The organism is Gracilimonas qinghaiensis (assembly GCF_046602855.1).
Lineage (GTDB): Bacteria > Bacteroidota > Rhodothermia > Balneolales > Balneolaceae > Gracilimonas.
In genome coordinates, this window is the sequence record NZ_JBKINJ010000001.1 from 1,214,175 (window position 1) to 1,239,716 (window position 25,542).

Annotated in this window: 22 protein-coding genes; 4 read left to right on the forward strand and 18 right to left on the reverse strand. The window is 43.0% G+C overall.

From position 1 onward, the window contains the following. Window positions 1-15: 15 nt before the first annotated feature. From ACKGJO_RS05445 to ACKGJO_RS05530, 18 genes are all read right to left on the reverse strand, one after another. Window positions 16-1,101, reverse strand: a complete 1,086-nt coding sequence (locus ACKGJO_RS05445; RefSeq protein WP_411322391.1) for an efflux RND transporter periplasmic adaptor subunit — start codon at window positions 1,099-1,101, stop codon at window positions 16-18. Window positions 1,102-1,270: 169 nt separating this feature from the next. Continuing rightward, window positions 1,271-4,312 carry an efflux RND transporter permease subunit gene (locus ACKGJO_RS05450; RefSeq protein WP_411322392.1) on the reverse strand — a complete coding sequence of 1,014 codons (3,042 nt, stop codon included), beginning with the start codon at window positions 4,310-4,312 and terminating at the stop codon, window positions 1,271-1,273. 83 nt (window positions 4,313-4,395) lie between these two features. Beyond that, window positions 4,396-5,415, reverse strand: a complete 1,020-nt coding sequence (locus ACKGJO_RS05455; RefSeq protein ID WP_411322393.1) for a 6-bladed beta-propeller — start codon at window positions 5,413-5,415, stop codon at window positions 4,396-4,398. Window positions 5,416-5,678: 263 nt separating this feature from the next. Next, a complete protein-coding gene (locus ACKGJO_RS05460) occupies window positions 5,679-6,734 on the reverse strand; it encodes an NHL repeat-containing protein (protein WP_411322394.1) in 1,056 nt (351 codons plus the stop codon). 264 nt (window positions 6,735-6,998) lie between these two features. Continuing rightward, complete coding sequence (gene lepB, locus ACKGJO_RS05465) at window positions 6,999-7,553, reverse strand: signal peptidase I (RefSeq protein WP_411322395.1); 555 nt, start codon at window positions 7,551-7,553, stop codon at window positions 6,999-7,001. A 30-nt stretch (window positions 7,554-7,583) separates the two neighbouring features. Then, entirely contained in the window at window positions 7,584-8,669 is a 1,086-nt protein-coding gene (locus ACKGJO_RS05470) for an NHL repeat-containing protein (RefSeq protein ID WP_411322396.1), read from the reverse strand. Between the two features lie 49 nt (window positions 8,670-8,718). Next, the gene (locus ACKGJO_RS05475) at window positions 8,719-8,994 is read right to left on the reverse strand and encodes a hypothetical protein (RefSeq protein WP_411322397.1); all 276 of its coding nucleotides are present in this window, start codon (window positions 8,992-8,994) and stop codon (window positions 8,719-8,721) included. Window positions 8,995-9,019: 25 nt separating this feature from the next. Beyond that, entirely contained in the window at window positions 9,020-9,448 is a 429-nt protein-coding gene (locus tag ACKGJO_RS05480; protein WP_411322398.1) for a MauE/DoxX family redox-associated membrane protein, read from the reverse strand. Between the two features lie 100 nt (window positions 9,449-9,548). Further along, window positions 9,549-9,860, reverse strand: a complete 312-nt coding sequence (locus tag ACKGJO_RS05485) for a helix-turn-helix domain-containing protein (RefSeq protein ID WP_411322399.1) — start codon at window positions 9,858-9,860, stop codon at window positions 9,549-9,551. Between the two features lie 471 nt (window positions 9,861-10,331). Then, window positions 10,332-10,868, reverse strand: coding sequence for an REP-associated tyrosine transposase (locus tag ACKGJO_RS05490; RefSeq protein WP_411322400.1), 537 nt, complete (start codon window positions 10,866-10,868; stop codon window positions 10,332-10,334). Between the two features lie 152 nt (window positions 10,869-11,020). After that, window positions 11,021-12,328, reverse strand: a complete 1,308-nt coding sequence (locus ACKGJO_RS05495) for a type II toxin-antitoxin system HipA family toxin (RefSeq protein ID WP_411322401.1) — start codon at window positions 12,326-12,328, stop codon at window positions 11,021-11,023. After that, entirely contained in the window at window positions 12,328-12,675 is a 348-nt protein-coding gene (locus ACKGJO_RS05500) for a helix-turn-helix domain-containing protein (protein ID WP_411322402.1), read from the reverse strand. Before ACKGJO_RS05500 ends, ACKGJO_RS05495 begins: the two co-directional genes overlap by 1 nt. Window positions 12,676-13,103: 428 nt before the next feature. Further along, the gene (locus tag ACKGJO_RS05505) at window positions 13,104-13,328 is read right to left on the reverse strand and encodes a hypothetical protein (RefSeq protein ID WP_411322403.1); all 225 of its coding nucleotides are present in this window, start codon (window positions 13,326-13,328) and stop codon (window positions 13,104-13,106) included. Window positions 13,329-13,437: 109 nt separating this feature from the next. Continuing rightward, the gene (purB, locus tag ACKGJO_RS05510; RefSeq protein ID WP_411322404.1) at window positions 13,438-14,733 is read right to left on the reverse strand and encodes an adenylosuccinate lyase; all 1,296 of its coding nucleotides are present in this window, start codon (window positions 14,731-14,733) and stop codon (window positions 13,438-13,440) included. A gap of 89 nt (window positions 14,734-14,822) precedes the next feature. Next, window positions 14,823-16,313: a M48 family metalloprotease gene (locus ACKGJO_RS05515; protein ID WP_411322405.1), complete on the reverse strand. Its 1,491-nt coding sequence runs from the start codon at window positions 16,311-16,313 to the stop codon at window positions 14,823-14,825. A gap of 75 nt (window positions 16,314-16,388) precedes the next feature. Next, entirely contained in the window at window positions 16,389-17,414 is a 1,026-nt protein-coding gene (gene murB, locus ACKGJO_RS05520) for a UDP-N-acetylmuramate dehydrogenase (RefSeq protein ID WP_411322406.1), read from the reverse strand. A gap of 4 nt (window positions 17,415-17,418) precedes the next feature. After that, on the reverse strand, window positions 17,419-18,798 hold the full coding sequence (locus ACKGJO_RS05525) for a hemolysin family protein (RefSeq protein ID WP_411322407.1): 1,380 nt from the start codon (window positions 18,796-18,798) through the stop codon (window positions 17,419-17,421). 137 nt (window positions 18,799-18,935) lie between these two features. Next, window positions 18,936-19,397: a single-stranded DNA-binding protein gene (locus tag ACKGJO_RS05530; protein WP_411322408.1), complete on the reverse strand. Its 462-nt coding sequence runs from the start codon at window positions 19,395-19,397 to the stop codon at window positions 18,936-18,938. A gap of 388 nt (window positions 19,398-19,785) precedes the next feature. On the opposite strand from ACKGJO_RS05530, the gene ACKGJO_RS05535 reads away from it, so the two are divergent. The 4 genes from ACKGJO_RS05535 (at window position 19,786) to ACKGJO_RS05550 (ending at window position 25,330) form a co-directional block, all read left to right on the forward strand. Continuing rightward, entirely contained in the window at window positions 19,786-20,271 is a 486-nt protein-coding gene (locus ACKGJO_RS05535; RefSeq protein WP_411322409.1) for a TspO/MBR family protein, read from the forward strand. A gap of 121 nt (window positions 20,272-20,392) precedes the next feature. After that, complete coding sequence (locus ACKGJO_RS05540; RefSeq protein WP_411322410.1) at window positions 20,393-20,947, forward strand: DUF427 domain-containing protein; 555 nt, start codon at window positions 20,393-20,395, stop codon at window positions 20,945-20,947. Window positions 20,948-21,054: 107 nt separating this feature from the next. Continuing rightward, on the forward strand, window positions 21,055-23,103 hold the full coding sequence (locus tag ACKGJO_RS05545) for a S9 family peptidase (protein ID WP_411322411.1): 2,049 nt from the start codon (window positions 21,055-21,057) through the stop codon (window positions 23,101-23,103). 196 nt (window positions 23,104-23,299) lie between these two features. Continuing rightward, window positions 23,300-25,330, forward strand: a complete 2,031-nt coding sequence (locus tag ACKGJO_RS05550) for a cation:proton antiporter domain-containing protein (protein ID WP_411322412.1) — start codon at window positions 23,300-23,302, stop codon at window positions 25,328-25,330. Window positions 25,331-25,542: the final 212 nt, after the last annotated feature.

Consider the following 25,542-nt stretch of genomic DNA (forward strand, 5'->3'; position numbering starts at 1 on the left):
TTAAATTTTGAATTTTTAATTCACCAACAACGGCACCACTTTCTGCTGATGACTGATGCTAAAGTGCTGATCTACGGCCAGTGTATCGCCGGGTTCAATTTCGGGGTGATCTATCAATACCCAGTCGGAGTTCATTGCCTCTGGGGTCACATATATCCATTCAACCTCTTCATTATTCAGTAAACGGAACACAAGGGTTCTTCCATCACGCTCCAGCAGGGCCTCACGTGGCATACGTACCTTACTTTCCTGACTGCGAACAAACACCCGACCGTCTACTGTCATACCTGTTTTCAGGCCGAATTCGCTGTTATCCACTTCCACCAGTACCTGCCCGGTTTTGGTGTCTGCATTCACCTCCGGGGAGATGGCGATGATCTCACCCTCATATCCGGTGCCACCCGGACCAAATAGTTCAACCTTCATGCCTTCATCCAGATTATTGATCTCCGATTCCAGCACGTCAAAGCGTACCCGCACTGTGGAGGCATCTATCAGTGAGGCCAGCTCCGTACCGGCTGAAACATAGGAACCCACTGATATAAAAGTTTGATTGGTCACTACATTTTGAAGAGAAAGCCGCCCGGAAAACGGAGCTTTGACAGTCGTGTAACTCAGGTTCAGTTTAGCCCGGTTATACGCCACTTCTGCATCTGCCAGTCCACTGTTGATTCGGATCATTTCGTCATTACTTTCGCCGGTGTAACCTTCCCGAAGTCGCTTATCGATCTCATATTGATTTTCTGCCTTCAGATAGGCCTGCCGGGCTTGCTCGGCCTCATATTCCCATTCATCATCCACAAATTGCAATAAAACCTCTCCCTTGTTAACCTGCCGACCCTCTTCAATGATATGCGACTCCACATACCCACTTATCCTTGGTACGATCTTGGTCTGCCGCAGCGGTTCCACCACCCCTCGACTCTCGATATAGAAATTCAATGGTTCATCATTCACCACATCAAATACCACCTCGGGACGGATCTCAACACTATCCATATCCGGAGCCTCCGGCGTCTCCCGCTCACTCTTACATGCAGTGAACAGCGTTACAATGATCAGTAAACAGTAAAGCAATGTGGTATTTTTTGATCGTTTCATAATTCGTTTTCTAATAAAAACATTGTGGATTTACCGCAAAGTGCGCAAAGGTTTCGCTATGCTCGCAGAGATTTAAGATCTTGCATACTCAGTGTATACTTTACTCAAACTGCGGTTAAACATTTCATAATTGAAATCATTCAATATTCCATTTAAAATTTCAAATTTATCATTTAACATTACTCCCATTCGTCCATTTAAACACCAATGGGATTAAATACAAGGTCAAAAAGGTACTGGTGATCATCCCTCCCATCAGTGCTATCGCCAGTGACTGCCTGAATATATATCCGTCGCCAAAGGGTATGAGCATTGGGATCAATGCCAGGATCGTCGTCATACTCGTCATGACCACCGGCCGGAACCGATTGATACCCGCCTCTTTGATGGCTTCCTCCAGGTTCCCCGTTTCCTCAAAATAGCGGCGCATGAAATCAACCTTCAGGATGGAATCGTTTACGGCAATACCGGTCAGGATCAGGATGCCCATGAATGACAGCGCATTCAAACTGACACCCCCGATGTACATGGCAAAAAAGGAACCGATCCACGCAAACGGTATAGCCAGAATGATGATAAACGGATATTTCAGATTCTCATATTGTATGGCAAGGATGAGGTAGATCAACAACACACTTATCATCAGCAACCAACCTAACTCTTTCAGCAGGCTTATGACCTGCAGGGCTGAACCGCGCACCTGTATCTCATGCCCCGATTCCTGCATAAATTGATTGACCAGCTGTTGAATCTCTCCTCCATCCCACCACCAGTCCATAAAGGTCAGATCAGAATTAAAGGTCAGTATCGGAGCCTGACGGATACGCTCCAGCTGTTCGGCTTCATCGATCCGGGAGATCTCTGCCACATCGGTTAACGGTATGATCTTATTCCTGATATCAAGGGTGATCTCAGTGGGATCCAGTGATCGCCCCCGCTCTCCTATCAAACGGATAGATATCTGCTCATCCTGACGGTTCCAGTCGGTTATGAAGGCCCCGCGGGTCAGCGATTCCAGGTAACGGATCACCTCTGCCTCGGTAAGCTCAAAGGCCAGCATCTGCTCTGACCTGAACCGGATCTGATAGGCTTGTATCCGCTGTGGGTATTTGAGCTCCAGGTTCGTTTCCCCGTACTGTTGACTCATGAAATCTGAAAAAGCACCGGCCACGCGGTTACTGAAAGCACGATCGGTGCCAACCACACTAAACTGCACCGGGGCGTCCTGTCCAACTGATACCACACCCGTGGCATTATCCGATATTTTTTGAAAGGTCCAGTTAGCGTAGGTCCGGGCGATGCCTTCCATGGTCCGCTCCACTTTCCTCGCTTCCTCAAAACCCGAAACGGGAACGGATATGGTAAATTTGTTAAGTCCCTCATTGGTGATGGAGCTTAGATTCGTATTATCGGTGTAGCCTCCAAGGGATAGAATGTTGGACTGTCCGGTTCGCTCCATCAATATGTTGGTCACATCCGCAGAGGCCTGCTTAGCAGAACGCAAAGCCGTGTTTCCGGGCATGGATACCAGGTACTCCACTTTAGATGGCTCATCAGGCGGAAGTACGGCTTTTTCTATGGTCATAAAGGCAAACGCAGCACCGGCTAACAAAACTACGGCCACAAGTATGATGGGCAAAGGTTTTTGAATGACCCGACCCAGATTTCGCTCGTAAGCCATAACCACATTATCAAGTCCTTTGGAGACTTTGCTGAGGACGCCCTTGGATTTCGATTGCTTGCTGATCTGTGCCACAAAGACCGGAAGTATGAACAGTGCAACCAACAATGAGGCGATCAAACTGAAGGACAGCGTAGCGGCCAGGTCCCGGAAGAAAGCTCCTTCAAATCCGCCTAGAAAAATAAGCGGCAGGAACACTGAAATAGTGGTAAAGGTAGACGCCGTTACCGCAAGACTGATCTCCTTGGTTCCTTCCCGGGCAGCCTCAAATCTGCCCAGACCTTTTTGCCTATAGCGACTGATATTCTCCAGCACCACAATGGCATTATCCAGCAACAGTCCGATCCCGAGGGTGAGACCGCTGAGTGAAATGATGTTGAGCTGAATGTCGAACAGGAACATCACCACGAAGGTGAGGAAAATACTGACGGGGATAGAGATCCCGATGGTAAACGGACTCCGCGCATCATCCAGAAACAGGAACAGAACCAGAAAAGCCAGCAATCCACCGATCAGTAAAGTTTGCAGTAAATTGGAAATAGAGTTCTCGATATAGCTCGCATCTTCCTGTATAACCTCGATAAGGATATCCGGGTTTTGATCGCGGATCTCAGTCAATACATTTTCCAGCGTTTCAAAGACCTCTACGGTGTTGGAACCATATTCCTTTTTGACGAGTACGTTCAGTACCTCTTCCCCATCAAGCAAGGCAAAAGACGTGGGGTCAGCCTCGGCCATGCGGACCTCCGCCAATTCCTCCAGCAGCAGCACCCGTCCGCTTGCCAGGGAAATAATGGGGATTTTACGCAGATCTTCCATCGACTCGATCCGGCTTTCGATCTTCAGGGCGTAGCGGTACCAGCCGTCCCGAAGCTCACCGGTAGACGAAAACAAATTCGCGTCCTGCACGGATTGTTGTATCTGAGAAAGCGACAATCCATAACGGTCAATAAAGCGCGGGTTGAACCGGATCTGTACTTCGGGCTGCACTTCCCCTACTAATAAGGCCTGGGCGATTCCCTCCTGCTGTTCAAGTCGACGCGTAAAAACCTGATCAGCCCAGCGCTTCAGGGAAAGGCGGTTCGAAAATTCCTGATTGGAGACATTGGCCAGCTGAAGCGCAATGGTAGCGATGGGCTCATCCGAAGCCGAAGAATACACCAGTTGCGGTCGCTCAGCCTGATCAGGCAGCATATACCGCGCCTGATCCAACCGTTCCCGCACGTTCAGGAAGGCGATATCCATATCGAAGCCCCATTCGAAGGTGAGGAAGATAAGGCTTTGCCCCTGCCGCGAAAGGGATTCAAGTTGCTGCACGCCACGAACTCCGGATAGCATGCCCTCTAGCTGCTCGGTAATGCGGAACTCCACTTCGGAAGCGGGCGCCCCGGAATAGTCGGTACGCACCAATAGCGTAGGCCGGTCAATATCCGGCATCAGCTCTATGGAGAGCCGTTCCAATGCAATACCCCCGAAAATGAGTACCGCCAGAACCAAAATTACAGACGCTATAGGTTTTTTAAGCAGCAAATAGTGAATTTTAAGTTACTTAGCAGAGAATAGTGAATTAAATTGGGATATGGAAACTATGGATTTAGTAGTGTGTGGTTTTCTTAGTTTGAAGACACTAGGGGAAATTCTATTAGTTGATCTCTATCATCATACTTTGACAAAGCTATCACCCTACCGTTTATAATATTAAACTTTCTTATTATCAGATCTTGTACTCGGTAGCTATATAAATACTCACCGTTTTGAGTATCATATACATCAATGGTTTTGGATATACCGGATGTACTTCCCGAAAATAAAACGTATAGCTTTTCCTCATATACGTCTACATCCAAAGTGGCAATTACTGAATCGTCATTAAGCTTAGTTACTCTCACATCTTTCATTCCCTCAATATCCAATTCCCTGTTAATGACTTCAGGTTTCGGTATATCCTCTATACTATTTATGGTTGACACGACACCGCTATTTGCTGAGAATTTTTTGATGAAACCCGATTTATAACCGGCATAATAAATGCCTGTACTGTCTGCAGTAATACTGCCTTCTTTCAAAAATCGGGCATGCATTGGTTTGATACTGATCCTTCCCAGCCGTTCTTTTACTGATGCCTGATGATCGGATATCGCAAGCTCAGAAACACCTTCTTTATAATTCTTGGGCTGCCAAACATAGGTTGACTCGGAAACCGGTACCGCCTTTACGGGAACAGATGATGCATTGTTGAATGATATACTCCTAACTAGATCACCACTTGAATTCCAAACACTGATACGGGCCTGTTGAGGATCTGTCAACCAAAAGTGTTCGTTGTACTTGTCGTAGGAAAGATCGGTGGGATTACTGAATTCTTTCGGGCCTCCACCTGATCCTTCTCCAATTTTTTTTACTGAATTATCAGAGGTATTGATAAGAAAAAGGTTGTGAACACCATAATCATAAATTGCAACGAGTCCATTGTTATCAACAGCCAGTAAAGCAGGCTGAAAAATTCCCTGATCCCCTAAATTCATGATCAACTCAGGTTCTACTTCATGGTATACCCTTTCATTTTGGGCTGATACATTGAAATTAGATACTAACAGAATTAGACCTACTAAAATATTTACCTGGAAATACATACTTGAAAGTAATTTTATAATAAAAACAGGTTTACCCACCCAATTTACATTAGTGCTCGTCCCGGTGCTCCGCTCCGGAATGCCTTACCGTGGCTCTGCCTCATACTACTGATTGTGTTCCAATCCGACAACTCTAATAATTTCAGTACTATCATATTCAAGCAACTCCACCATCAATAGCTGGAGGAGCCTCCATCTTACATTCTACAGCAGAGCGGCGGGACTAGAATCAGGAATACCTTCATGAGATTCACTCTTTGCGTTTAAAACTCAGTCAGCTTATAAAACGTCAACATATTCTCTTTTCTGTCAGTATCATATGTCCTTAATACTGCCATGTCCCCATTGATTCGTAGGGTATTTGTAAAATGCTCCAATTGCACAGAAAAGGCATACGAAAGATCATCTATCTTGTAGAAATCAAGTGTTTTACTATAGGCATCCGTTCGGCCTGAGTACAGCATAATGACATAATCATTATAAACACCAACGCCTCTCGATCTGTACAGAAACTCATCCGACCGTTTATAGACCACTTGTTCCTTCCCCCGGGTTATATCCGTTTTTGATTCGGTAAAATTGGTGCTTACATACAATTCCTTGCCGGCTAACTCCATCTGTTCATGATCGTATGCTTTCATGAGTTCGACATCTGTTCTGGTAAACACAACTATGGAATCGTTCATACTCAAATAACCGCTTTCCATCCTCATTCCAGGACCTTTCTCACTGTCCTCTTCGTCTTTCAAAAATGAGATCAACTTTCCCTCGTTGTCATACACAACGAAATCACTATCCTTACCAGGATTAGCATTATAAAGCACGATCTTTTCTTCATTACAGGCTATCCGAAACGGAACAAATTTTCTAGGCCTGAATGAACTCAATAATGTCTCGCTGTCCACATCCCAAATGGTCACTCTGGCCAGGTCCGAATCTATAACTATAACTTTGTCACCTGTTATACAGATATCAGTGGGATTTCGAAATTCTTTAGGACCTGAGCCTACCCCATTTCCCACTTCATTAAGCTCTAATACTTTTAATGATTCTTCTAAAGGCTCTAAGAAAACTGAATATAGATTTCTATGTCCATAGTCATAAACAAAAAGTTTATTCAGGTCAGTATCGAATGCGTATAAGGTAGGACGGAAAAGTTCTACTTCAGATAAATAGACCGTTCCTATTTCATTAAGTACATCTGTTTTGAAGACCCGCTCGACATTCGAATTTTCAGATTGAATATCTGTTTCACTCTGCCCAAATGCGATGTTGGTGGTTACGACTAATAGTAATGGTAGGATTAAATTGTACTTCATTTGAGTCCCCGTTATTTCCTGTGTTATATTTTTTTTGGTGTTTCATCCCTAAATGCCCCAATTAGAATTTGCAGAATATTAATTTATGCTTTTTCGTTTCGAACAAGCCTAGTAATTTCATTGCGAACTTTAAAAACACTATTCAATCAGTATCTAGACGTAAAACTTCTAAAATGTATTGCTTACCTGATCGAAAAAACGAGAATTTCAATTATAGAATAAATGTTTATGTGAGCTTTACACACTATCAATTATATTCAATAATCAAATTATTGCAATAACTTTTCCAATTATTTGATCTTTATGGATGAAACCCCAGAACCGGCTATCCATACTTCTATTGTAATTATCACCAACAAGAAAATAATATTCAGATGGAACAACCAAATAATCTTCATTCTGAGAAGCAAACATGAATGTAGCATTAATTGCTTTTGTATTTTCGAGCAGGTAATCAAAATAAACTTCTTCTTTTGTTGAATCTTTTAAACTGACTTGAAGTAAATCATATACCGTATCGTGAGGAATTTCAACCTGATTAATAATCATGGAGTGTTTGTTAGCGAATAATGTATCACCAGGTTGACCAACAGCTCTTTTAATAAAAACGATGGGTTTGGTATTAAATATTTTAGTAAAAGCAACAATATCATTTTGACGAATGCTTCTCCCTAAATCGTAATTAAACACTACTACATAATCACCTTGCTTAATTGTTTGAGACATAGAACTACTTTGAACCTTATAAATTGAAAAACTAAAACGAATAGAAATTGTAATTAATATTATCACTAAACCGTATATGAATAACTTTTTCATCTATGTCGATAGTTATAATTACTAGTTACATTACGGTAATCCTTCAATATTATAAATTTTCAAATCATGCCCTTCTTTAGGGTTAAACTCTATTGATATTAGTTTATCGTTTTGGATATAAATTTCTTTAGCAGGAAATGGTATATCAAATGTAAACATATAATTACCTGTGTGAACTGAGTAAACATCTACTCCATATATATCCCTATCCCTATTTCTTGATCTACTTACAAATAGTAAATCAGAGTCATTTAGAAATATTTCACCATTTATACGTGGAGCACTAGGATTAAATCTTGTCATTCCTTTGTTTAAATTAATAAACAATGGTTCTTCAATTAGTACGTCAGATGCGGTTCTAAAAAATTCTATATTACCGGCTCTATCATATTTCCTCAAAGTCCCTGTAAAATCTCCAGAATAAATTAAATCACCTTCATCATCACAGATTATATCTCCTGTAAGTACGTAAGGATATCTTTCATCATCATTTGAAATTTCCTGAAATGTATTTGATAAAATTAACTCATCATTTTGAAAGTCATATTGGTGAAGAATCCCTTCCTTATTATTATATCCATTACCATATTGTGTTGAAAGTACATATAAAACCAGATCACTCGAGTTATTTAGGCTACAACTCGCTATTTGATCAGGTTTGATAAACCTATTATTTAGGCTATATGTATACTTCAGCTTTTTACTTTTTAAGTCCCAGATATCAATTTTACGAAGATCGATATCTGCAACCCATAGCATATTATTTTCTCCTAAATACATATCAAATGGTGATTCATATTCTCCTGGCCCTCTTCCCCTATTTGTATTAATTTTTATGATATTGTTTAATTTTCCACTCTGAAAATAATAGACCTGCCTACTTCCCCAAGCCATCATTGCAATATCTAATTGCTTATTAACTGTCATAGCGTGTGGATAGAAAATACTGTGACTGTCCAAATAGGTCGAATCTTCCAGTGTAAACTTTAATGTTTTCCAGTTACTAATGTCTTCAAATTTTACTTGTGAAGAATTTGTAAGTACAGTTTCTGAAGTTTCTTGTCCCATTGATAATACAGGCAGAAAAAGAGCAATTACAAAAATTATATTTTTCATATGCTTATAGTGTTTGAGTGCTCAATCAGATTGAGCACTCGATTAATATTTATTTACTTAAGCTTGGAAAATCACCTTCTTCACTTCCTACACAATCTTTTGTAATTCGCCAACCCAAAACTTTAACAACTGTAGTTGTGCCACAATATCCGGGACTGCCATCACATCCGGCATCGCCACAGGGACCCGCATATGCTTCTTCGATGCCTACTATATTCTCAAGTGAACGTGTTTCTGAATCTGTAGATTTTAATTGAAATCCACTGACTAAGAAAACTAAAGTTAACATTGCTATAATTTGACTTGTGTAATTTTTAATCTTCATGATATTACCCATTTTATTTTATGTTTTATTTTACCCCGATTGGAGTTTCTTTAGATTTAAAAACTGCACCTATAATAGTTGTGGCCATCCCGAACAATAATGTATTTCTTAATACCATAACCCCATCGAAATTTCCATAAGTAAATTCACCGAGGCACCCACAAACCAACTCCCAGTTATTTAAATACCCCACTATACTGATCAATAAAAATATTGAACATAAGGTACCTACTAGTGTAGCAGTCATCCGTGGTTTATAACGTGCGATTAGATTCAACCCAAGCACAATTTCTATTGCTGAAGATAGGTAAACGAAAACGGTGGCGTTATTTTCACTTAGTAGATCGAAAAATAGAATTACTTCTATAAGATTATCCGGTGAATATATTTTTAAAATACCGGCAATAACTAAAACCCCTCCCAGGATCCATCGAAAATACTTAATAACTGACATTTTCATCTTGACCATGAATTAATTTTAAGTTCCACTCTTATTCTAAAATCATATGATATAACAGACAAGTACTTCTATTCCCTATTTTTACTCGTAAATTTTACTCCCCGTTTTTACACTTTCTTGGTGCTTTACCGGTATGACGAACTATAAATTTATTTAAGGCTTTTTCGTCCCTTAACCCTATCTCAAGTGCCAATTCAAAGCAACTTATGTTGGGATCTTCTTTGATTAACCACTTAAACCTGGCAACTTTTAAATTGATAAGAGCTTGCTTCGGTCTGACTTTATAATGGTTTCTAAAAACTCTTGAAAAGTACTTGGCAGATGAATACCCCATCTTATCTGCCCACTCTGTTACTGTTCCTAATTCTTCTAAATTATCCCGAGCAATATCAATAGCCCGTTCCATTGGTATCTTCATAGACTCAATAATTTATGTTTATAAATACAGTGCAGTCTACTACAGCAAACTGCATTATTTTGTCCTTCCAATGGTTGAGGGCTAACAGTCCTCAATTAGCGTTTCACCGCTTGTGGTATTTTCCACTATAACAAAGAGAAACAAGGCCATGATATGTTACACTTTGTAAATTAATTTTATTTTATAAGTTCGTAACTTATTGAATAGCAGTGTTTTACGAATTCACTTTTCATCACTGTACTGGGATCAATTTTGCCCTCATTCCGGTGCTCCGCTCCGGAATGCCCTATCGAGGCTCTGCCTCATTCTACCGAATTCATTTACATTCAGCGACTCAATTTAAAAACACTAGTCAACCTAAAATCCCTTATTCATAGATTGATGCGGAGCATCAATCTTACATTCCGCAGCGGAGCGGCGGAACGAGGCAGACGAGATTGTTGTGTGCACAAGGGGAAATTAACCCTGAAATAGAGTCACGGGGATAATTCCTTCCCCACCCTTATAATCAATCGCAGAGGAATACTTCCAATGAACCGGGTTCTCTACAAAACCTGTCTTCACAGGATTGAAGTGAATATATTCCATCTTCTGTTGCAGAATTTTATGCGTGAATATTTGTTTCGGATGAAGTCCTTCCTGCCAAACCTGGTGTTCGCTATCCCGATGATTCTTCAGCTTTTTAGACTTGAAATCTGCCACCAATTCAGTTCTGTTCTTCTCTATCAAATAATCTATGATCACTCTGCCCGTAAAGGATTTGAAGGCTCTTAGCTTCCTGGATAACTCTTTGTCCTCAACTATTAGGTGAATATGATTCGGCATGATCACATAGCCATAAAGAGTCACTTTACTTTCATTTTGCAAATAGTTCAAAGCATCCAGAACCATCTTTGTTATGAGTGGATCCATGAATATCGGTAACCCTCCCACTACTGAGCTTGTGATGAAGTATGGATAGTGATCTTCGTGAAATTTGTATCGGCTTCGTCCCATGATTTTTGGCTTTTAGATAGTAAGAGCCGGTTGGGAGCAATTCCTTACAGATTATTTTTAGATTATTCTACTCATACTTGGTGTTTGGAGTTTGAGGCGGAGCCTCAATGGGGCGTTCCGCAGCGGAGCGGCGGAACGAGGGGTTTTGTAATTTAGTCCAATCTCACCAACGTTTCCTCAATTACTTCTCTGAGGTTGGAATCCACACCCGCCTCGTTTGCATATTGATCCCAGTTCATAACCACCTCGTTTACCTGATCAATAATAACCCCTGCTTTCTTGATGTTCATGGATTTTGCTACTGTGAGCAGGTCTTCTCTTGTGATCTCTTTTCGCTTTCCGTTTATGCTCAGGGAATGCTGACTGACCCACTCACTTCCCGGGCGGTAGGCATGGCAAAGGTCGTAGGCCGGAGCAAGTTCCCATTTTCCGCCTTCTTTCAGTCGGAAGGAAAAGTTCTTGGTGTGATCATCACAGTTGCGGGCTGCTACGTTAAAGACCATACGCCGGAACATCTGCTCGGCTTCAGGATAGGTCAGCCGTAGTTCCCTCATGGTTTGGAAAAGCTGTTCGTAGCTAAAGCTAAGCACGTCATTGAAATCGAAATGCTTGATGGCGCATAAGGTCTGAATGTGATGCTTGGTTTCAGCTCCTTCCCGGTCAAATCGTTTAGTCATAAAGTGTGCCCGGCCGTTTTCTTCCAGCAATCTGGATGGCATCATCTCGATTCCGCAATCTTTGCCCATCAGGTAGTAAGCCATTTCAACCCGGCCGTAGCCCTGTGTTTTACCCAGTTGCACATCACTGACTCCATCCAGCTTTATGAGCCAGTGATCAAAGCCTTCGGGGGCTTTGGTTTGACCCGATCTTACCTCCCTTGTTTTTTCATTGTAAGTAATTACTGCCTTAGGACGAGCCCCACCCGCTGAGGTACCGATCCTTAAAATTTGCCGGATACCTTGCCCCTCTTCCTTATCGAGTTGGGTGGAGAAATCTTCCTTCTTAGACAGCATCTCGCTTGCCAGCTGCACGAGGCTTTCCACTTCAATGTTGAACGTCTGCTTATTTCCCTGTAGCTGGGCAGGTTCGAATTCCAGCGCTCCCATCCCCCGCTTTCCGATGAAGCATAATTTCTCAACGGGATTCATACTGTCCTGAGGTCGCCCCTGCTGCGCCAGCCACACATTGATGAGCTGATTTCCGTAGTTGTCGGGCAGGGAGTCGGCCAGCAATCCGGGCAATCCTTTGAACGCATCCAGATCTGGATTCTCTTTTTTTCTGAGGTTGGGGAAGGTGAAAATGTTTCTCCCTGCATCAACGGGCATGGTAAGCGGAGCAAGATCGATCCCTGAATTTTTGAATGAAGGATCGTATTCAAATGAGGTCAGACCACGACTCTGATCCCAGGCGACCGCTCCTACGGTTCGCCCCCAAATATTTACAAAAGCTGTTGTGATCATTACCAGTCACTTTCCCGGGTTTCCGATCGTTTGCTTCCGGAAGCCCTCTTTCGTTTTTGTTGGTCTTTTTTGGCCAGTTCAATGGGACTAATGACTTCTTCGACCTGAAAAGCATTCAGATGTTCCAATAACCCCAACACTCTTAAAATCTGAATAAAAGTTCCAAGAGTCACCGTCTCTCCCCGCTCCAGCAAGCTCAGGGTAGAACGACTTATACCCGCTTCTTTGGCCAATTTCTGCTGGGTTTTATTCTGCTCCAGCCGGTGATGCTTCACAAACTTCCCCAGCTGTTTGATCACCGCCTGATCACTCATAGAGTACCAATCTGTGTATGAATTATCACTCATAGCAACCTTTATTTGTATTAATGAATGAATTACCATTCAAAATATACACAATGTTCTAATAAATAACTGTATTATATTTCATTCATTATTGCGGTTTTTACATGATAATGAATGATTAATCATACCGTCAAAAGTTCTCGTTCCGGTGCTCCGCTCCGGAATGCCCTTCCGAGGCTCTGCCTCAAACCTGAATTTAGCCTATATAAACAGAGTAGCAGTTATGGAAGTCGAAGACTTCCTTAGCATGAACTTTTCAGTCACCGCTTCGCTAAAGACTGAAAAGATGCAAGGGGAATCCATCTGACGGATTACCTGTCTGATGGATGGCTAAGGCTTTATTACTCGAATTTAACGATCGGTCAGACGGACTTTAAGCCGTCAGACCGAGACTGTTTAGAATAACTAAACACTAATCACTAATCACTAACCTATTCCAACCCAACACGCTTGAAGATCACATCCACATTGCGGATGTGGTGGTCGAGGGTGGCAATCAATTTTTGATTTAAGTTGAATAAGTTGCCTGTATTGGAAGTCAGAGACTTCCAGAGCTGATATTTTCCAGTCTCCGCTACGCTCAAGACTGAAAAGATGTAAGGGAGGTCCGGTGTAACATTCCCAACGGGGACGTGGGAATGAGTTTTAAGAGACAAAGCTGCAGGCTGAGCCTCAACTATACGTTCCGCAGCAAAGCGGCGGAACGAGTGTAAGGTGGGCCTTCGGAACGAGGATAACTCAAAACTCATCACTCAAAACTCAAAACTACCCCAGCCCAACTCTCTTAAAGATCACATCCACATTCCGGGTGTGGTGGTCGAGGTCAAAGGCTTCATCGATCTCTTCCTGTGTCAAGGCTTCGGTAACAGTTTCATCAGCTTCCACGATGGGTTTGAAGAGGGTTTGTTCTTCCCATGACTTCATGGCCAGCGGCTGTACCGTATCATAAGCCTGCTCGCGAGGCATGCCTTTGTCAATGAGCTTATGGAGAAGGCGCTGGGAGAAGACCAGTCCCTGGGTCTTCCAGATGTTGGCTTCCATATTGTCCTCAAACACCACGAGATTTTCGATCACCCCGGCAAAGCGGTTCAGCATATAATCCAATAAAGTGGTGGCATCGGGCAGGATGATCCGTTCGGCTGAGGAATGTGAGATATCGCGTTCATGCCAAAGCGGAATGTTCTCATAGGCGGTGACCATATACCCTCGTAACACCCGGGCACAACCGGAGATGTTTTCCGAACTGACGGGATTACGTTTATGCGGCATGGATGAGGATCCCTTCTGCCCTTTACGGAAGGCTTCCTCGGCTTCCCTCAGTTCACTGCGCTGCAGGTGGCGTACTTCCACGGCCATCTTTTCCATGGTGGAGCCGATCAGCGCCAGCGTGGAGAGGTAATAAGCGTGACGGTCGCGCTGCAGGGTTTGAGTGGATATGGGCGCCGGACTCAGTCCTAATTTCTCGCAGGTATATTCTTCCACTTCCGGCGGGATGTTGGCAAAGGTGCCTACCGATCCGGACAGTTTACCGAACTCCACATCAGCTGCGGCTTGTTTGAATCGTTCCAGGTTACGGTTCATCTCCGCATACCAAAGAGCACATTTCAATCCAAAAGTTGTTGGCTCAGCGTGAATACCGTGGGTGCGCCCCATCATGATCGTGTACTTATGGGCATTGGCTTTTTCAGCAAGCACATCCACAATACGTTCAAGTCCTTCGAGCAGGATGGCATTGGCTTTCTTGAGCCGCACGCCCCAGGCGGTATCCACCACATCGGTAGAGGTGAGTCCGTAGTGCACCCATTTCTTTTCATCGCCCAGTGTTTCGGAAACGGCTCTTGTAAAGGCAACCACATCATGGCGGGTCTTGGCTTCGATCTCCTTGATCCGTCCTACATCAAAGCCCGCATTTTCGTAGAGTTTGTCCACATCCTCCATGGGGATCTTGCCGAGCTTGGCCCAGGCCCAGCAGGCGGCGAGTTCTACGTCCAGCCAGGCTTGAAATTGTGCTTCATCGGTCCACAGATCGGACATTTCTTTGCGGGAATAACGGGAGATCATGTAATCTTACTTTGGATGATTAAAAGTTCGCCCAAAGATAGGATTTTAAATGAACAGATTAAGCCCGGATTTGTGGTTCTTAAACCCTTTTACTGAACCGGGATCTTAAGCATAGTTCCGGCTTGTATGGTTTGATCCAGTTCCACTTGGTTGATAATGGCAATATCAAGTGGCTGAATGTCCATAGGAAGTGGATCAGGCAAAAATGAACTGAATGGAGCCGTTCTTGAAGCCGTAACCAACGTAAGCTTAACCGGCTGTATTCCAAGGATCTGCTGATCATATAGCTGATCAAATCCATTCTCGACTGAAACAAAGGCAGATCTGTAAGTATCAAACTGTGCACTCGTGGTGTAACTCAGGAACCGGTATATATTTCCATCATAACCCACAGCTGTCACTTTAAGTTTAAGTTCTGTTCCATCCTGAGCCTGAGCCGTGGCGATTCCCTGATATCCACTCAGGGAATTCGTTGAAAACCCTTGTTGCTCAATGATGGTAATACCTTCCTGCCCCAAAAATGTTCTTACGGATGATTCCGGAGTCTCATTCTGACTGTCAATGGTGAACTGTATGATAGCATCCTGAGCCTCATTCACCATGACTACGGCCGTGGTCTGATTGATCAGTTGAAAATCGGCAGGAACAGGGAACTGAAATTCAAGATCAGGGTGATAGAACATGCCATCCCGCTCAAAGCCTTCCCGGGGATTCTCACCAAACACAATGCCTTCGAGCATCTGCATGAATTCCTCCTTATCAAGAATGGTTTGTTCGTACCCTTTACTTTCCCATTCCCGGGCTAATCTTGGGATAGTAGTTTCACGTTCACCTGGATCGGGGTGACTTGACAAAAGCGTTGGAATTCCACCTCCCTGACTTTCGGAAATTCTTTCAAGTGATGTGAAAAATTCAGCTCCTTCTGCCGCCATATAATTTTTCATTGCCGAATACTCAACCCCAAGTTCATCTGATTCTCTTTCAGCATCGCGACTATATTTGAGGAATAACAGTTGTGCGGTTTGGCTGCTCATTTGTAAAATATTGGCGCCGTCATAACCCAGCGATTCGCCTAAAATTGCGCCTCCAATTATAGCCAACTGTCCAAACTGCTGGGTAGCGGCTCTCTGGGAAGCATGCCTGGCAGCAACGTGACCGATCTCGTGACCTAAAACCATGGCCAGTTGTGCTTCATTATTTAAATGACTGAGTAAACCACGAGTTACATAATTATAACCGCCCGGTAAGGCAAAAGCATTCACAACAGGACTGTTCAGCACTCTGAACGTGAATTCAGTGTTTTTGAACTTCTCAGGGGTATCCTCCCTTCTGAGATGACTGACTTCAACAAGCTCCTGCCCGATCTCAGATACGTAATTACTAAGCTCTTCGTCATCGTACAGGCCGTATTGGGAAATGATCTCAGAATCAGCTTGTTTACCGATCTGTACCTCTTCTTCCCAGCTGTAACCATAGACCCTTTTATTTCCCGAAACAGGATTTTGTCCCAGAGTAACACATCCTCCGAATCCTACAGATCCGATTACAATAAGTGTCAAAATCTTTTTTCTGATATTCATGATATCCCGTATTTGAATTTTGGTCGGTTAAATTCTCATTTCACAGACCTTATAAAATAGTCTTTTGGTAACCTATTACACAATATTTACTTCAGGTGTGAGTGCCACACTGAATTTCTCATGAACCGATGCACGTATCTTTTCTGCCAGTCCTATGATATCCGCTCCGGTGGCATTTCCGTAATTGACCAAAACAAGGGCCTGCATTTTGTGTACTCCTGCGTCTCCGAATCGTTCCCCTTTCCAGCCACACTGATCGATCAGCCAGGCGGCAGGAATCTTTATTCCATCTTTATCCGGATAATTTGGAACCTCAGGATGATCTTTTTTAAGACGCTTAAACTCAGTTTCAGTGATCACGGGATTCTTAAAGAAGCTGCCTGTATTTCCTAACTCCGCCGGATCGGGCAGCTTACTTCGCCGGATCTCGATAACAAGGTCACTGATATCTTTAATCGTTGGTTCAGTGATACCTTTTTCCTCAAGCTTTTCAGAAAGAGCCCGGTACTCTGTGTTCAGTTCATGATCTTTTTTAAGATTCAGAGTCACAGAGGTGATCACATATTTACCCTTCAACTCATTCTTAAAAATGCTGTCCCTGTAACCAAACTTACAATCAGCATGTTTAAACGTTTTAAGGACACCGGTGTCAAGGTCCAGAGCCTCAAGGGAGTGGAACACCTGTTCCAGCTCCACACCATAGGCTCCGATATTCTGAATGGGAGCAGCACCAACCGAGCCGGGAATCAGTGATAAATTTTCAATACCACCCCAGCCTTTGTCGATCGCCCGAATCACCGATTCATGCCAGTCCTCACCGCTCCCCAGCTTCCATAGAATATGATCATCTGTCTTCTCGATCATTTCCCTGCCCTTTATATCCAAATGAATTACCAAGCCTTCAAAATCATTGGCAAAGAGGATATTACTGCCACCGCCCAGCACCAGTTTAGGAACCAGTTTATAATCCGGTTTCAGAAGCAGCTGTCTTAGTTCATTTGCTGAAGTAACGGAAGCGAAGTACCTGCTTTTGGCACTTATCCCCATCGTATTATATTCAGTGAGATCGAAATGCTCTTTTACCTCAGTTGTGTCGGACATATAATTATTCAGCGGGTGTATTTACTTCTTCCGGGTTCTCTAACTTAACTCTAACTTTTTTGATCCGGTTATTTTTAACGGAGTGAACCGTGAGCTCCATATTCTTAAATTTCATGCGCTCCCCTACCATCGGCAGGCTTTCAGTGAGGTGATAGATCAATCCTCCCAGAGTTTCATATTCATCATCATCAGTCGTGATGTCGCAATTCAGGATCTCTTCCATGTCATCCAGATCGATCTTGGCATCAAAGATATAGATCCCACTTTTGAAGCGCGTAAAGAGTTTTTCTTCTTCTCCGGAATCATCCGTGATATCGCCGACGATTTCCTCAAGGATATCGTCCATGGTTACGATACCTTCGGTTCCTCCATACTCATCAACCACTATGGCAATGTGCGTTTTTTCCTGCTGAAAATCCCGGAGTAGGTCATCCAGTTTCTTGGTTGCCGGTATGAAGAGTGCTTTTCGTGAAACGGTCTTCCAGTTCAGGATGGGCTCTTCCTCTTCTGAATTCAGATAAGGAAGCACATCCTTTGCATAAAGCACTCCCTGTATGTTATCAAGATCGTTGTCGATTAGCGGCATTCTGGACAGGCCGTTTTCCCTGATCTTAGACAGTACTTCCTTTAAGGTCTCATTGAGAGTAACGGATACAATATTTACCCGCGAGGTCATGATCTCCCGTACCATGATATCCCCGAAGCCGATCACATTTTCAATGATCTCCCGTTCGTCTTCATGAATAGATCCCTCCTGCTCACTTACCTCTGCCATGGTTCTGATGTCCTCAGAGGTCATTTTACTGGCGGGTTTTGGCAGGTAGCGTTCCAGGCTAATGGTACTGTCAGCGATCAGCTTGGCAAAAGGTTTCAGTAAAATAAAAATAGTGTAGATGAATGCACTGTTCGTTCGTGATACCTTCAGTGGATTATTGATGGCAATGATCTTTGGAGTGATCTCACTCAAAATGAGGATCATAAAGGTGAGCACCAGAACTTCAACGGTATATACCCCAACTTCCGATAATCCAAAGGCTTCAACAATATCTCCGGTAATTACGGCAGCGAGAACAGAGGCCACGATATTGGCAAATGTATTACCAATTAGAATAGTGGCGAGCAGTCGCCTTGGCTTATCGAGCATCCTGAATATGCGTTGGTCAGCTTTCGACGAGCCACTCACATCCAATTCTTCCATACGATTGGCCAAAGAGAACAAAGCTACCTCAGATCCGGAAAAAATGGCTGACAAGGCAAGCCCGAGAAATAAAAAAACTAATTGTATACCAAGTACTACCGGGTCCATACCCTGAATGGCCACATCAACGGGAAATGTGAGCACGGAATCCTGAACCAAACTAAAGGAGTCTTCTTGTAAATCCAATTAAAAGGCTTTGTTAATTAGCATTCTAGAAAATGATGAATGATAAAATATAAAACTTTATGCATACGGTAGCTATAAATAAAAAACGGCATGAAGAAAACCTCATACCGTTTTTAAACTTTTATTGAAATGATGCTTTAGAACGGAAGATCATCATCCATATCGTCGAAATTGCTGTCAAGTTCAACGTTACTGTTCATTGGCTTACCGCCACCTTGATTTTGATTTTGCGGACGATTAGCAGTCTGTTGGCCACCACCGCCTTCACCTCTGCTGTCTAGCATAACCATACGCAGAGCCTTAATCTCAGTTGTGTAACGTTTCTGCCCATCCTTGTCCTCCCACTGGCGGGTTTGGATCGGGCCCTCTATATATACTTTTGAACCTTTAGTCAGATACTGCTGACAAATTTCGGCTGTTCTGCCCCACGCAACTACGCGGTGCCATTCGGTATTCTCCTGATATTCTCCGTTACTGTCCTTGTATCTCTCGCTCGTGGCAATATTCAGTGTAGCCACAGCTGTGTTCGATTGTGTGTAACGTACTTCCGGGTCCTGACCCAGATTCCCTATTATCATTGCTTTGTTAAGTGAACTCATGTCGTATCCTGTTTTTTTGTTATTTGTTTGCAATGTAAGAGTTAGTTCAGAAGAATTCCTTACAAAAAAAATTTAAAAAACTTACAATCATTAAGACTTACTTAATGATTAGAATGTCTTTTTGACCCCAAAAACCCAAAAATCATCAAGATCCAAGATTACAAATTTGTAACATTTTCACTGATCAGGTCTCTTGTAATAAACCAAAAAGACCGTTGTTATGATAAGCGATCAAATTATAGAAGATTATCTTGAACAGGAGCACTCGAATAGTGAGATCAAACAGAGAATAAAAGTTTCATTATTGTTTCTGTCTGTGATCTTTCTGCTACTGCTTTCCTACTAAATACGTACCTTTCTGTATTCATTCACTTTACCCTGATTTTTTATGGATACAGACCGTTTTCCCTATTGGCTAAAGATCGTTATCGCCATCGTTTTATGTAATATCGTTGGTATAGCAGCAAGTACGGTTACACTGGATGCCATTCCCGGATGGTATGCTTCCCTCAATAAACCACCTTTCAATCCTCCCAATTGGTTATTCGGCCCCGTTTGGACCACTCTTTACGTTTTAATGGGAATTTCTGCAGCCATGATCTGGCAATTGGGTTTGAAACGCAGGGATGTGAAACACGCACTATCTGTATTTGGTATCCAACTCATGCTCAATGGCATCTGGTCCTATCTGTTCTTTGGCTTTCAAAGTCCTCTGCTCGCCTTTATAGAGATCCTTCTTCTTTTGGGAGTGATCATTTTGACTATGATCCGCTTCAAAGACCTTAAACCGCTGGCAGCATGGCTTTTGGTCCCTTACCTTCTTTGGGTAAGCTTTGCTTCGATACTGAATTTTTCTATATACCTTCTCAACTAAAGTGATTTTACGGGGATCAGACTGCTATTTAGAAAATTTACAATAGAGTAATATTTTTATTGTAACATTACGGTCAGTTTAGTAATGGGTAATAAATGAACATTAAATTTATTAAGGGTAAATGAGTACAAAGATTAATGGGGAAGATCCCAGCAGGTCAGGTTGGAAGTATTATGGGCAAAAACGTCCGGAATTTGCAGAAGAACCTAAGGACGGACAGGAATCCGTTTGGGATTACCCGAGACCTCCGGCAGTTGATAAAGAATCCCGGGAAGTACTGGTTATATTCGAAAACAAGATCATTGCCAGAAGTACTAGTGCCCTGAAACTCAAAGAAACAGGTCATCCTCCCAGCATTTACGTTCCAAAAGGCGATATAAACAGTGATTACCTGAAAAAGTCACAGGGTTTGACCCGCTGTGAATGGAAAGGTGAGGCTACATTCTGGAATGTTGTTGTGGATGATAAAATAGCGGAACAAGCAGCCTGGTGCTATCCTCAGCCCAATAAAGAGTATAATAATATCAAAAGTTACTTTTCATTTTATCCATCCAAACTCTTTTGTTACCTGAATGGTGAACACGTTGAGCCTCAACCCGGTAATTTTTATGGCGGTTGGGTCACGAAAGAGATCGTTGGGCCGGTTAAAGGGGCATCTGACGAAACGTACTTGTGAAAACTGTATCTTCTTTTCACAAAATTTTAAATAAGATCGGTTCCGAATTCTTTCAGAACTGCGTAATTGAAGTTATAATACCAGAAATTGAAATTTAATTGCTCATCATGATTATAAAACGATACTTCCTTCTGACATTTGCAGTTATATTATTTACCGGATTCAGCTTCACGCACGCACAGGTTGATGACTCTTACTTTGACTATATGGATATATTCGACCTCCAAATGGTCGCAAATCCAGAGATCTCGCCTGATGGAAACACTATTGTATATCAAAGACATCAGTTTGATGTTATGACGGACCGCAGAATAGTGAACCTATGGACTATAGGGTTTAACGGACAGGATCACAGACCTTTGACTTCCGGAAAATCCGGTTATGGAAATGTAGCCTGGTCTCCAAGTGGCGACAGGATCGCTTATACATCAAGTGAGGAAGGATCCAATCAGATCTTTGTGCGGTGGATGGATTCGGGAGTTTCAGCTTCTCTTACAAATCTGACTGAAAGTCCCGGTAATCTAAAATGGTCTCCCGATGGAAGTATGTTACTCTTTTCTAAGTTTGTACCTGCTCAATCATCCCAAAAAATAGCACAATTACCTTCACCTCCGGAAGGTGCAGAATGGGAACAGCCGGCACAGGTAATTGATGACGTAGTTTACAGAAGAGACGGTGGCGGTTATGTAGAGAAGGGTTATAATCACATTTTTGTGATCTCAGCAGAAGGCGGTTCTCCCCGACAATTAACCAGCGGTGACTATAACTATGGTTCAGCATCCTGGGCTCCGGATGGAGAACATATCCTCTTTACTACCGATCGAACTGGAAACGCAGAGTTGGATCCAAACAATGAGCAGATCTACGAAATGAATGTTGAAACCGGTGAAATGACACAGATCACGGATAAAAGAGGCCCCCATAATAACCCTAAGATCTCTCCTGATGGCAAACTGATAGCATACACAGGTTTCAAGGATGAATTTGTCGGCTATCAGCTTACCGATCTGTATATCATGAACCGTGATGGCTCTGACATCAGAAAGATCTCTGATAATGTAGAACAAGATATTTCATCCATCAACTGGGCTTCCGATAGCCGGTCTGTCTTTTTCGGATATACTGAGGAAGGCGACAGTAAAGTTGGAAACATCAAATTGAATGGAGATTATTCAACTGTTGTAGAAAGCCTTAGCGGTGCAACCATTGGCAGGCCGTACAGTGGCGGGTCCTATTCCGTGGCAAGTAATGGCAGAATCACCTATTCAGTAGGTTCATCCACAAAACCGGCCGAACTGGGTGTGGCTCATTTCCCAAACCGAATGGCCCCTCAAACTCTTACCAGCTTGAACGAACAGTTTTTAAAAGCAAACAAGATGGGCGAAGTTGAGGAATTCTGGGTGGATTCTTCCGTGGATGATTTCAAAGTGCAGGGCTGGATCATCACCCCTCCAGATTTTGATCCTGATAAAAAGTATCCAATGATCCTTGAGATTCACGGTGGCCCCTACTCAAGCTATGGACCTCAGTTCACGCCGGAGTTACAGCTTATGGCAAGCCGCGGTTACGTAATAGTTTATACGAACCCACGCGGAAGTACCAGCTATGGTAAAGAATTCGCTTCATATATCAACCTTAACTACCCAAGTGAGGATTACAACGATCTGATGGATGCAACCGACTACGTTATCGATCAGGGTTATATCGATGAAGACAATTTATTCATCACGGGTGGCAGCGGTGGCGGAGTACTCACAGCATGGTCGATCGGTATGACGGATCGATTTGCAGCTGCAGTAGTTGCCAAACCGGTTATCAACTGGTACAGTTTTGCCCTTACGGCAGACGGTGCCGCTTTTTATAGCAAATACTGGTTCTCAAAACGCCCATGGGAAGATCCGGAGCAGTACCTGGAACGGTCTCCTATTTCATTGGTAGGAAATGTAACCACCCCTACTATGCTATTGACCGGAGAACAGGATTACCGAACTCCGATGAGTGAAACCGAGCAGTACTATGCAGCACTAAAAATACAGGACATCGATGCCGTAATGGTTCGTATTCAGGGCTCCGGGCATGGCATTGCCGGCAAACCAAGCAACCTGATCCGCAAGGTCGGGTACATTATAGGCTGGTTTGATTCGTATAAGAAGTAGCATATAACCGTCAGTAAACAGCTTTCAGATTTAGGGTTAGTGCAATTATTCTAGTTTACAGTTCTAGTTCAAGCATCCGCTAGGGCTAAAACTGAAAGCTGAAGACTGACGGCTGACAGCTGCACATTTCTCTTCTTAAAACAAACACTATTCGATATCTTCATCCAAAAGAAAATCAACCACAAACTACATCTAAATGCTATTTGCGGTAACCCTTCCGTTTCTTAACGAGATCGTGGCGCTGTTTCTCGTCAGCGTGTTGATCGCATACATTTGTTATAAGATCAAATTGGTGCCCATTGCTGGGTTCCTGATTGCCGGTGTTATCATCGGCCCTAATGCCCTTGCACTTGTTCAGGATATAGAACTTGTTGATATGCTTGCTGAAATAGGTATTATCTTACTGCTATTCACCATTGGAATTGAATTCAGTCTCGAAAAATTAGCCCGAATTCGAAATGCCATTTTAGTTGGAGGAGGACTTCAGGTTATAATTACCATTGCTTCTGTGGTTGGCATCTTACTACTGTTTCAGGTTGATTATAAGATCGCTATTTATACAGGATGCTTGGTAGCCTTGAGCTCTACGGCCATTATTCTTGGATTATTAAGCGAACAGAGCAAAACAGATACTCCTGTCGGCCGGCTTTCACTGGCTGTCCTGATCTTTCAGGATCTTGCTATTATTGCCATGGTACTTTTAGTTCCTATACTTTCAGGACAAAGCGATTCAATAGCTGATGTTTTCTGGGTCTTAGGCAAGGCTATAGCCTTGATCGCTGTGGTAGTATTTTCTGCCCGTAAGATCGTCCCATGGATCCTCGAAAAAGTTGCACAAACCCGCAGACAAGAGCTTTTTCTACTCACAGTGATGGCCATCTGCTTTGGTACAGCCGCACTTACAAATCTGGCAGAAGTGAGTTTGGCACTCGGCGCATTCCTTGCCGGTCTTGTGGTAAGTGAAAGTCACTACAGTGAACATGCCCTCAGTGAGATCCTTCCCCTTAAAACCATTTTCAATGCGGTATTCTTCGTTTCAGTAGGTATGCTCCTTGATCTTCAGTTTGTTATCGATAACCCACTGCTTTTACTTAGTATTGCATTTGGCATTTTAGCTCTTAAATTTTTAATAAGTTCAGCAAGTATTCTTGTTTTAGGCTACCCTATAAGAGTTGCTGCAGCAACAGGATTGGTGCTTGCACAGATCGGTGAATTCTCCTTTGTGCTCGAACGTGCGGGTCGTGTAGCCGGGTTGACGCCTGGTGGTTTTGGGGAAGTTGGATCACAGACTTTTATTGCCGTTTCCGTTTTACTGATGCTTTTAACGCCCCTGATGCTGAAGTTAAGTCCAAATGTTGGGGAATTACTTTCAAAAACTCCTCTTAAAAAGTTCGGAGAAAAGCTAGAGGAGTCAGCTGAGGAACTTCAATCTACCGATCTTGAGGACCACGTAATTTTGATCGGATATGGGCCAGCAGGAAGAAATTTGGCTAACGTTTTAATTGAATCCGGTATTCCCTTTGTAGTCATCGAGATGAATCCTGAATCAGTCAACGAAATGAGGGAACAAGGCATAAATGCTATTTACGGAGATGCATCCAGAACACCTATTCTTGAGCATGCAGTTATATATAAGGCCAAACTTTGTGTGGTTGTTATCAATGACCCGAGGGTGACTCCACGTATCATAAAACTGGCGAACTACCTTAACCCTACTATTCAGGTCATCGCAAGGACCCGTTATATGTCTGAAGTTGAACCTTTGAAGCAGGCAGGTGCTCATCAGGTAGTTCCGGCAGAAATGGAAACTACCGTTCGCCTCTACTCAAATGTATTGAAATCCTACATGATATCTGACGAGGAGATAGAACAGCACATCCGAGATCTTAGAAAAGAAGATTATCAGATCATGAGGGGCAGTATTCAGGAGGCTCACCTCATGGTTCTTCAAGGACTAGATGATGAAGGTCTTCATACCCGCGCCGTTATTGTACGGGAGGGATCTTACGCGGCGGGTAAATCTCTGGGCGAATTGATGCTGCGGAACCGGTATCAGATTACGGTACTAACGGTTCATCGTGGAGAAAATCATTTCGGGAACCCGGCCGGAGAATTTACTCTCAAACCCGGCGACAGGCTTATAATGGTCGGTCTCGCTGATCGGTTTGCTGAAGCGGGTGAAATATTCCGTGAAAAAGATGTCCCAGAAGATTTGAAAAGAGCATAACCTGTTTTTACCCTAGTTAACCCTTTCTTTATGTGCATCTAATTTTTCTTCACTAAAGTTTCACACTTCACATCTATTATCTGAGCAGTAAGTTCAAATTGAAATCTTTTTACAATTATTTGTGGAACAAATCAGGTTTTGCTCCCTCTTAATAAGAAACAAATTAGGTTATACCGTAAATATTAATTTTTTTTAATATTAGAGTTTATTAA

What these genes read in the sequence shown, in the direction of transcription:
- ACKGJO_RS05480 (WP_411322398.1), bottom strand. Translation starts at nt 9,448, where the DNA reads ATGTCAGTTATTAAGTATTTTCGATGGATCCTGGGAGGGGTTTTAGTT.
- ACKGJO_RS05530 (WP_411322408.1), bottom strand. Translation starts at nt 19,397, where the DNA reads ATGAGTTCACTTAACAAAGCAATGATAATAGGGAATCTGGGTCAGGAC.
- ACKGJO_RS05495 (WP_411322401.1), bottom strand. Translation starts at nt 12,328, where the DNA reads ATGATCACAACAGCTTTTGTAAATATTTGGGGGCGAACCGTAGGAGCG.
- ACKGJO_RS05470 (WP_411322396.1), bottom strand. Translation starts at nt 8,669, where the DNA reads ATGAAAAATATAATTTTTGTAATTGCTCTTTTTCTGCCTGTATTATCA.
- ACKGJO_RS05485 (WP_411322399.1), bottom strand. Translation starts at nt 9,860, where the DNA reads ATGGAACGGGCTATTGATATTGCTCGGGATAATTTAGAAGAATTAGGA.
- ACKGJO_RS05455 (WP_411322393.1), bottom strand. Translation starts at nt 5,415, where the DNA reads ATGTATTTCCAGGTAAATATTTTAGTAGGTCTAATTCTGTTAGTATCT.
- ACKGJO_RS05540 (WP_411322410.1), top strand. Translation starts at nt 20,393, where the DNA reads ATGAGTACAAAGATTAATGGGGAAGATCCCAGCAGGTCAGGTTGGAAG.
- ACKGJO_RS05490 (WP_411322400.1), bottom strand. Translation starts at nt 10,868, where the DNA reads ATGGGACGAAGCCGATACAAATTTCACGAAGATCACTATCCATACTTC.
- purB (WP_411322404.1), bottom strand. Translation starts at nt 14,733, where the DNA reads ATGATCTCCCGTTATTCCCGCAAAGAAATGTCCGATCTGTGGACCGAT.
- lepB (WP_411322395.1), bottom strand. Translation starts at nt 7,553, where the DNA reads ATGAAAAAGTTATTCATATACGGTTTAGTGATAATATTAATTACAATT.
- ACKGJO_RS05535 (WP_411322409.1), top strand. Translation starts at nt 19,786, where the DNA reads ATGGATACAGACCGTTTTCCCTATTGGCTAAAGATCGTTATCGCCATC.
- murB (WP_411322406.1), bottom strand. Translation starts at nt 17,414, where the DNA reads ATGTCCGACACAACTGAGGTAAAAGAGCATTTCGATCTCACTGAATAT.
- ACKGJO_RS05445 (WP_411322391.1), bottom strand. Translation starts at nt 1,101, where the DNA reads ATGAAACGATCAAAAAATACCACATTGCTTTACTGTTTACTGATCATT.
- ACKGJO_RS05545 (WP_411322411.1), top strand. Translation starts at nt 21,055, where the DNA reads ATGATTATAAAACGATACTTCCTTCTGACATTTGCAGTTATATTATTT.
- ACKGJO_RS05500 (WP_411322402.1), bottom strand. Translation starts at nt 12,675, where the DNA reads ATGAGTGATAATTCATACACAGATTGGTACTCTATGAGTGATCAGGCG.
- ACKGJO_RS05515 (WP_411322405.1), bottom strand. Translation starts at nt 16,313, where the DNA reads ATGAATATCAGAAAAAAGATTTTGACACTTATTGTAATCGGATCTGTA.
- ACKGJO_RS05550 (WP_411322412.1), top strand. Translation starts at nt 23,300, where the DNA reads ATGCTATTTGCGGTAACCCTTCCGTTTCTTAACGAGATCGTGGCGCTG.
- ACKGJO_RS05475 (WP_411322397.1), bottom strand. Translation starts at nt 8,994, where the DNA reads ATGAAGATTAAAAATTACACAAGTCAAATTATAGCAATGTTAACTTTA.
- ACKGJO_RS05460 (WP_411322394.1), bottom strand. Translation starts at nt 6,734, where the DNA reads ATGAAGTACAATTTAATCCTACCATTACTATTAGTCGTAACCACCAAC.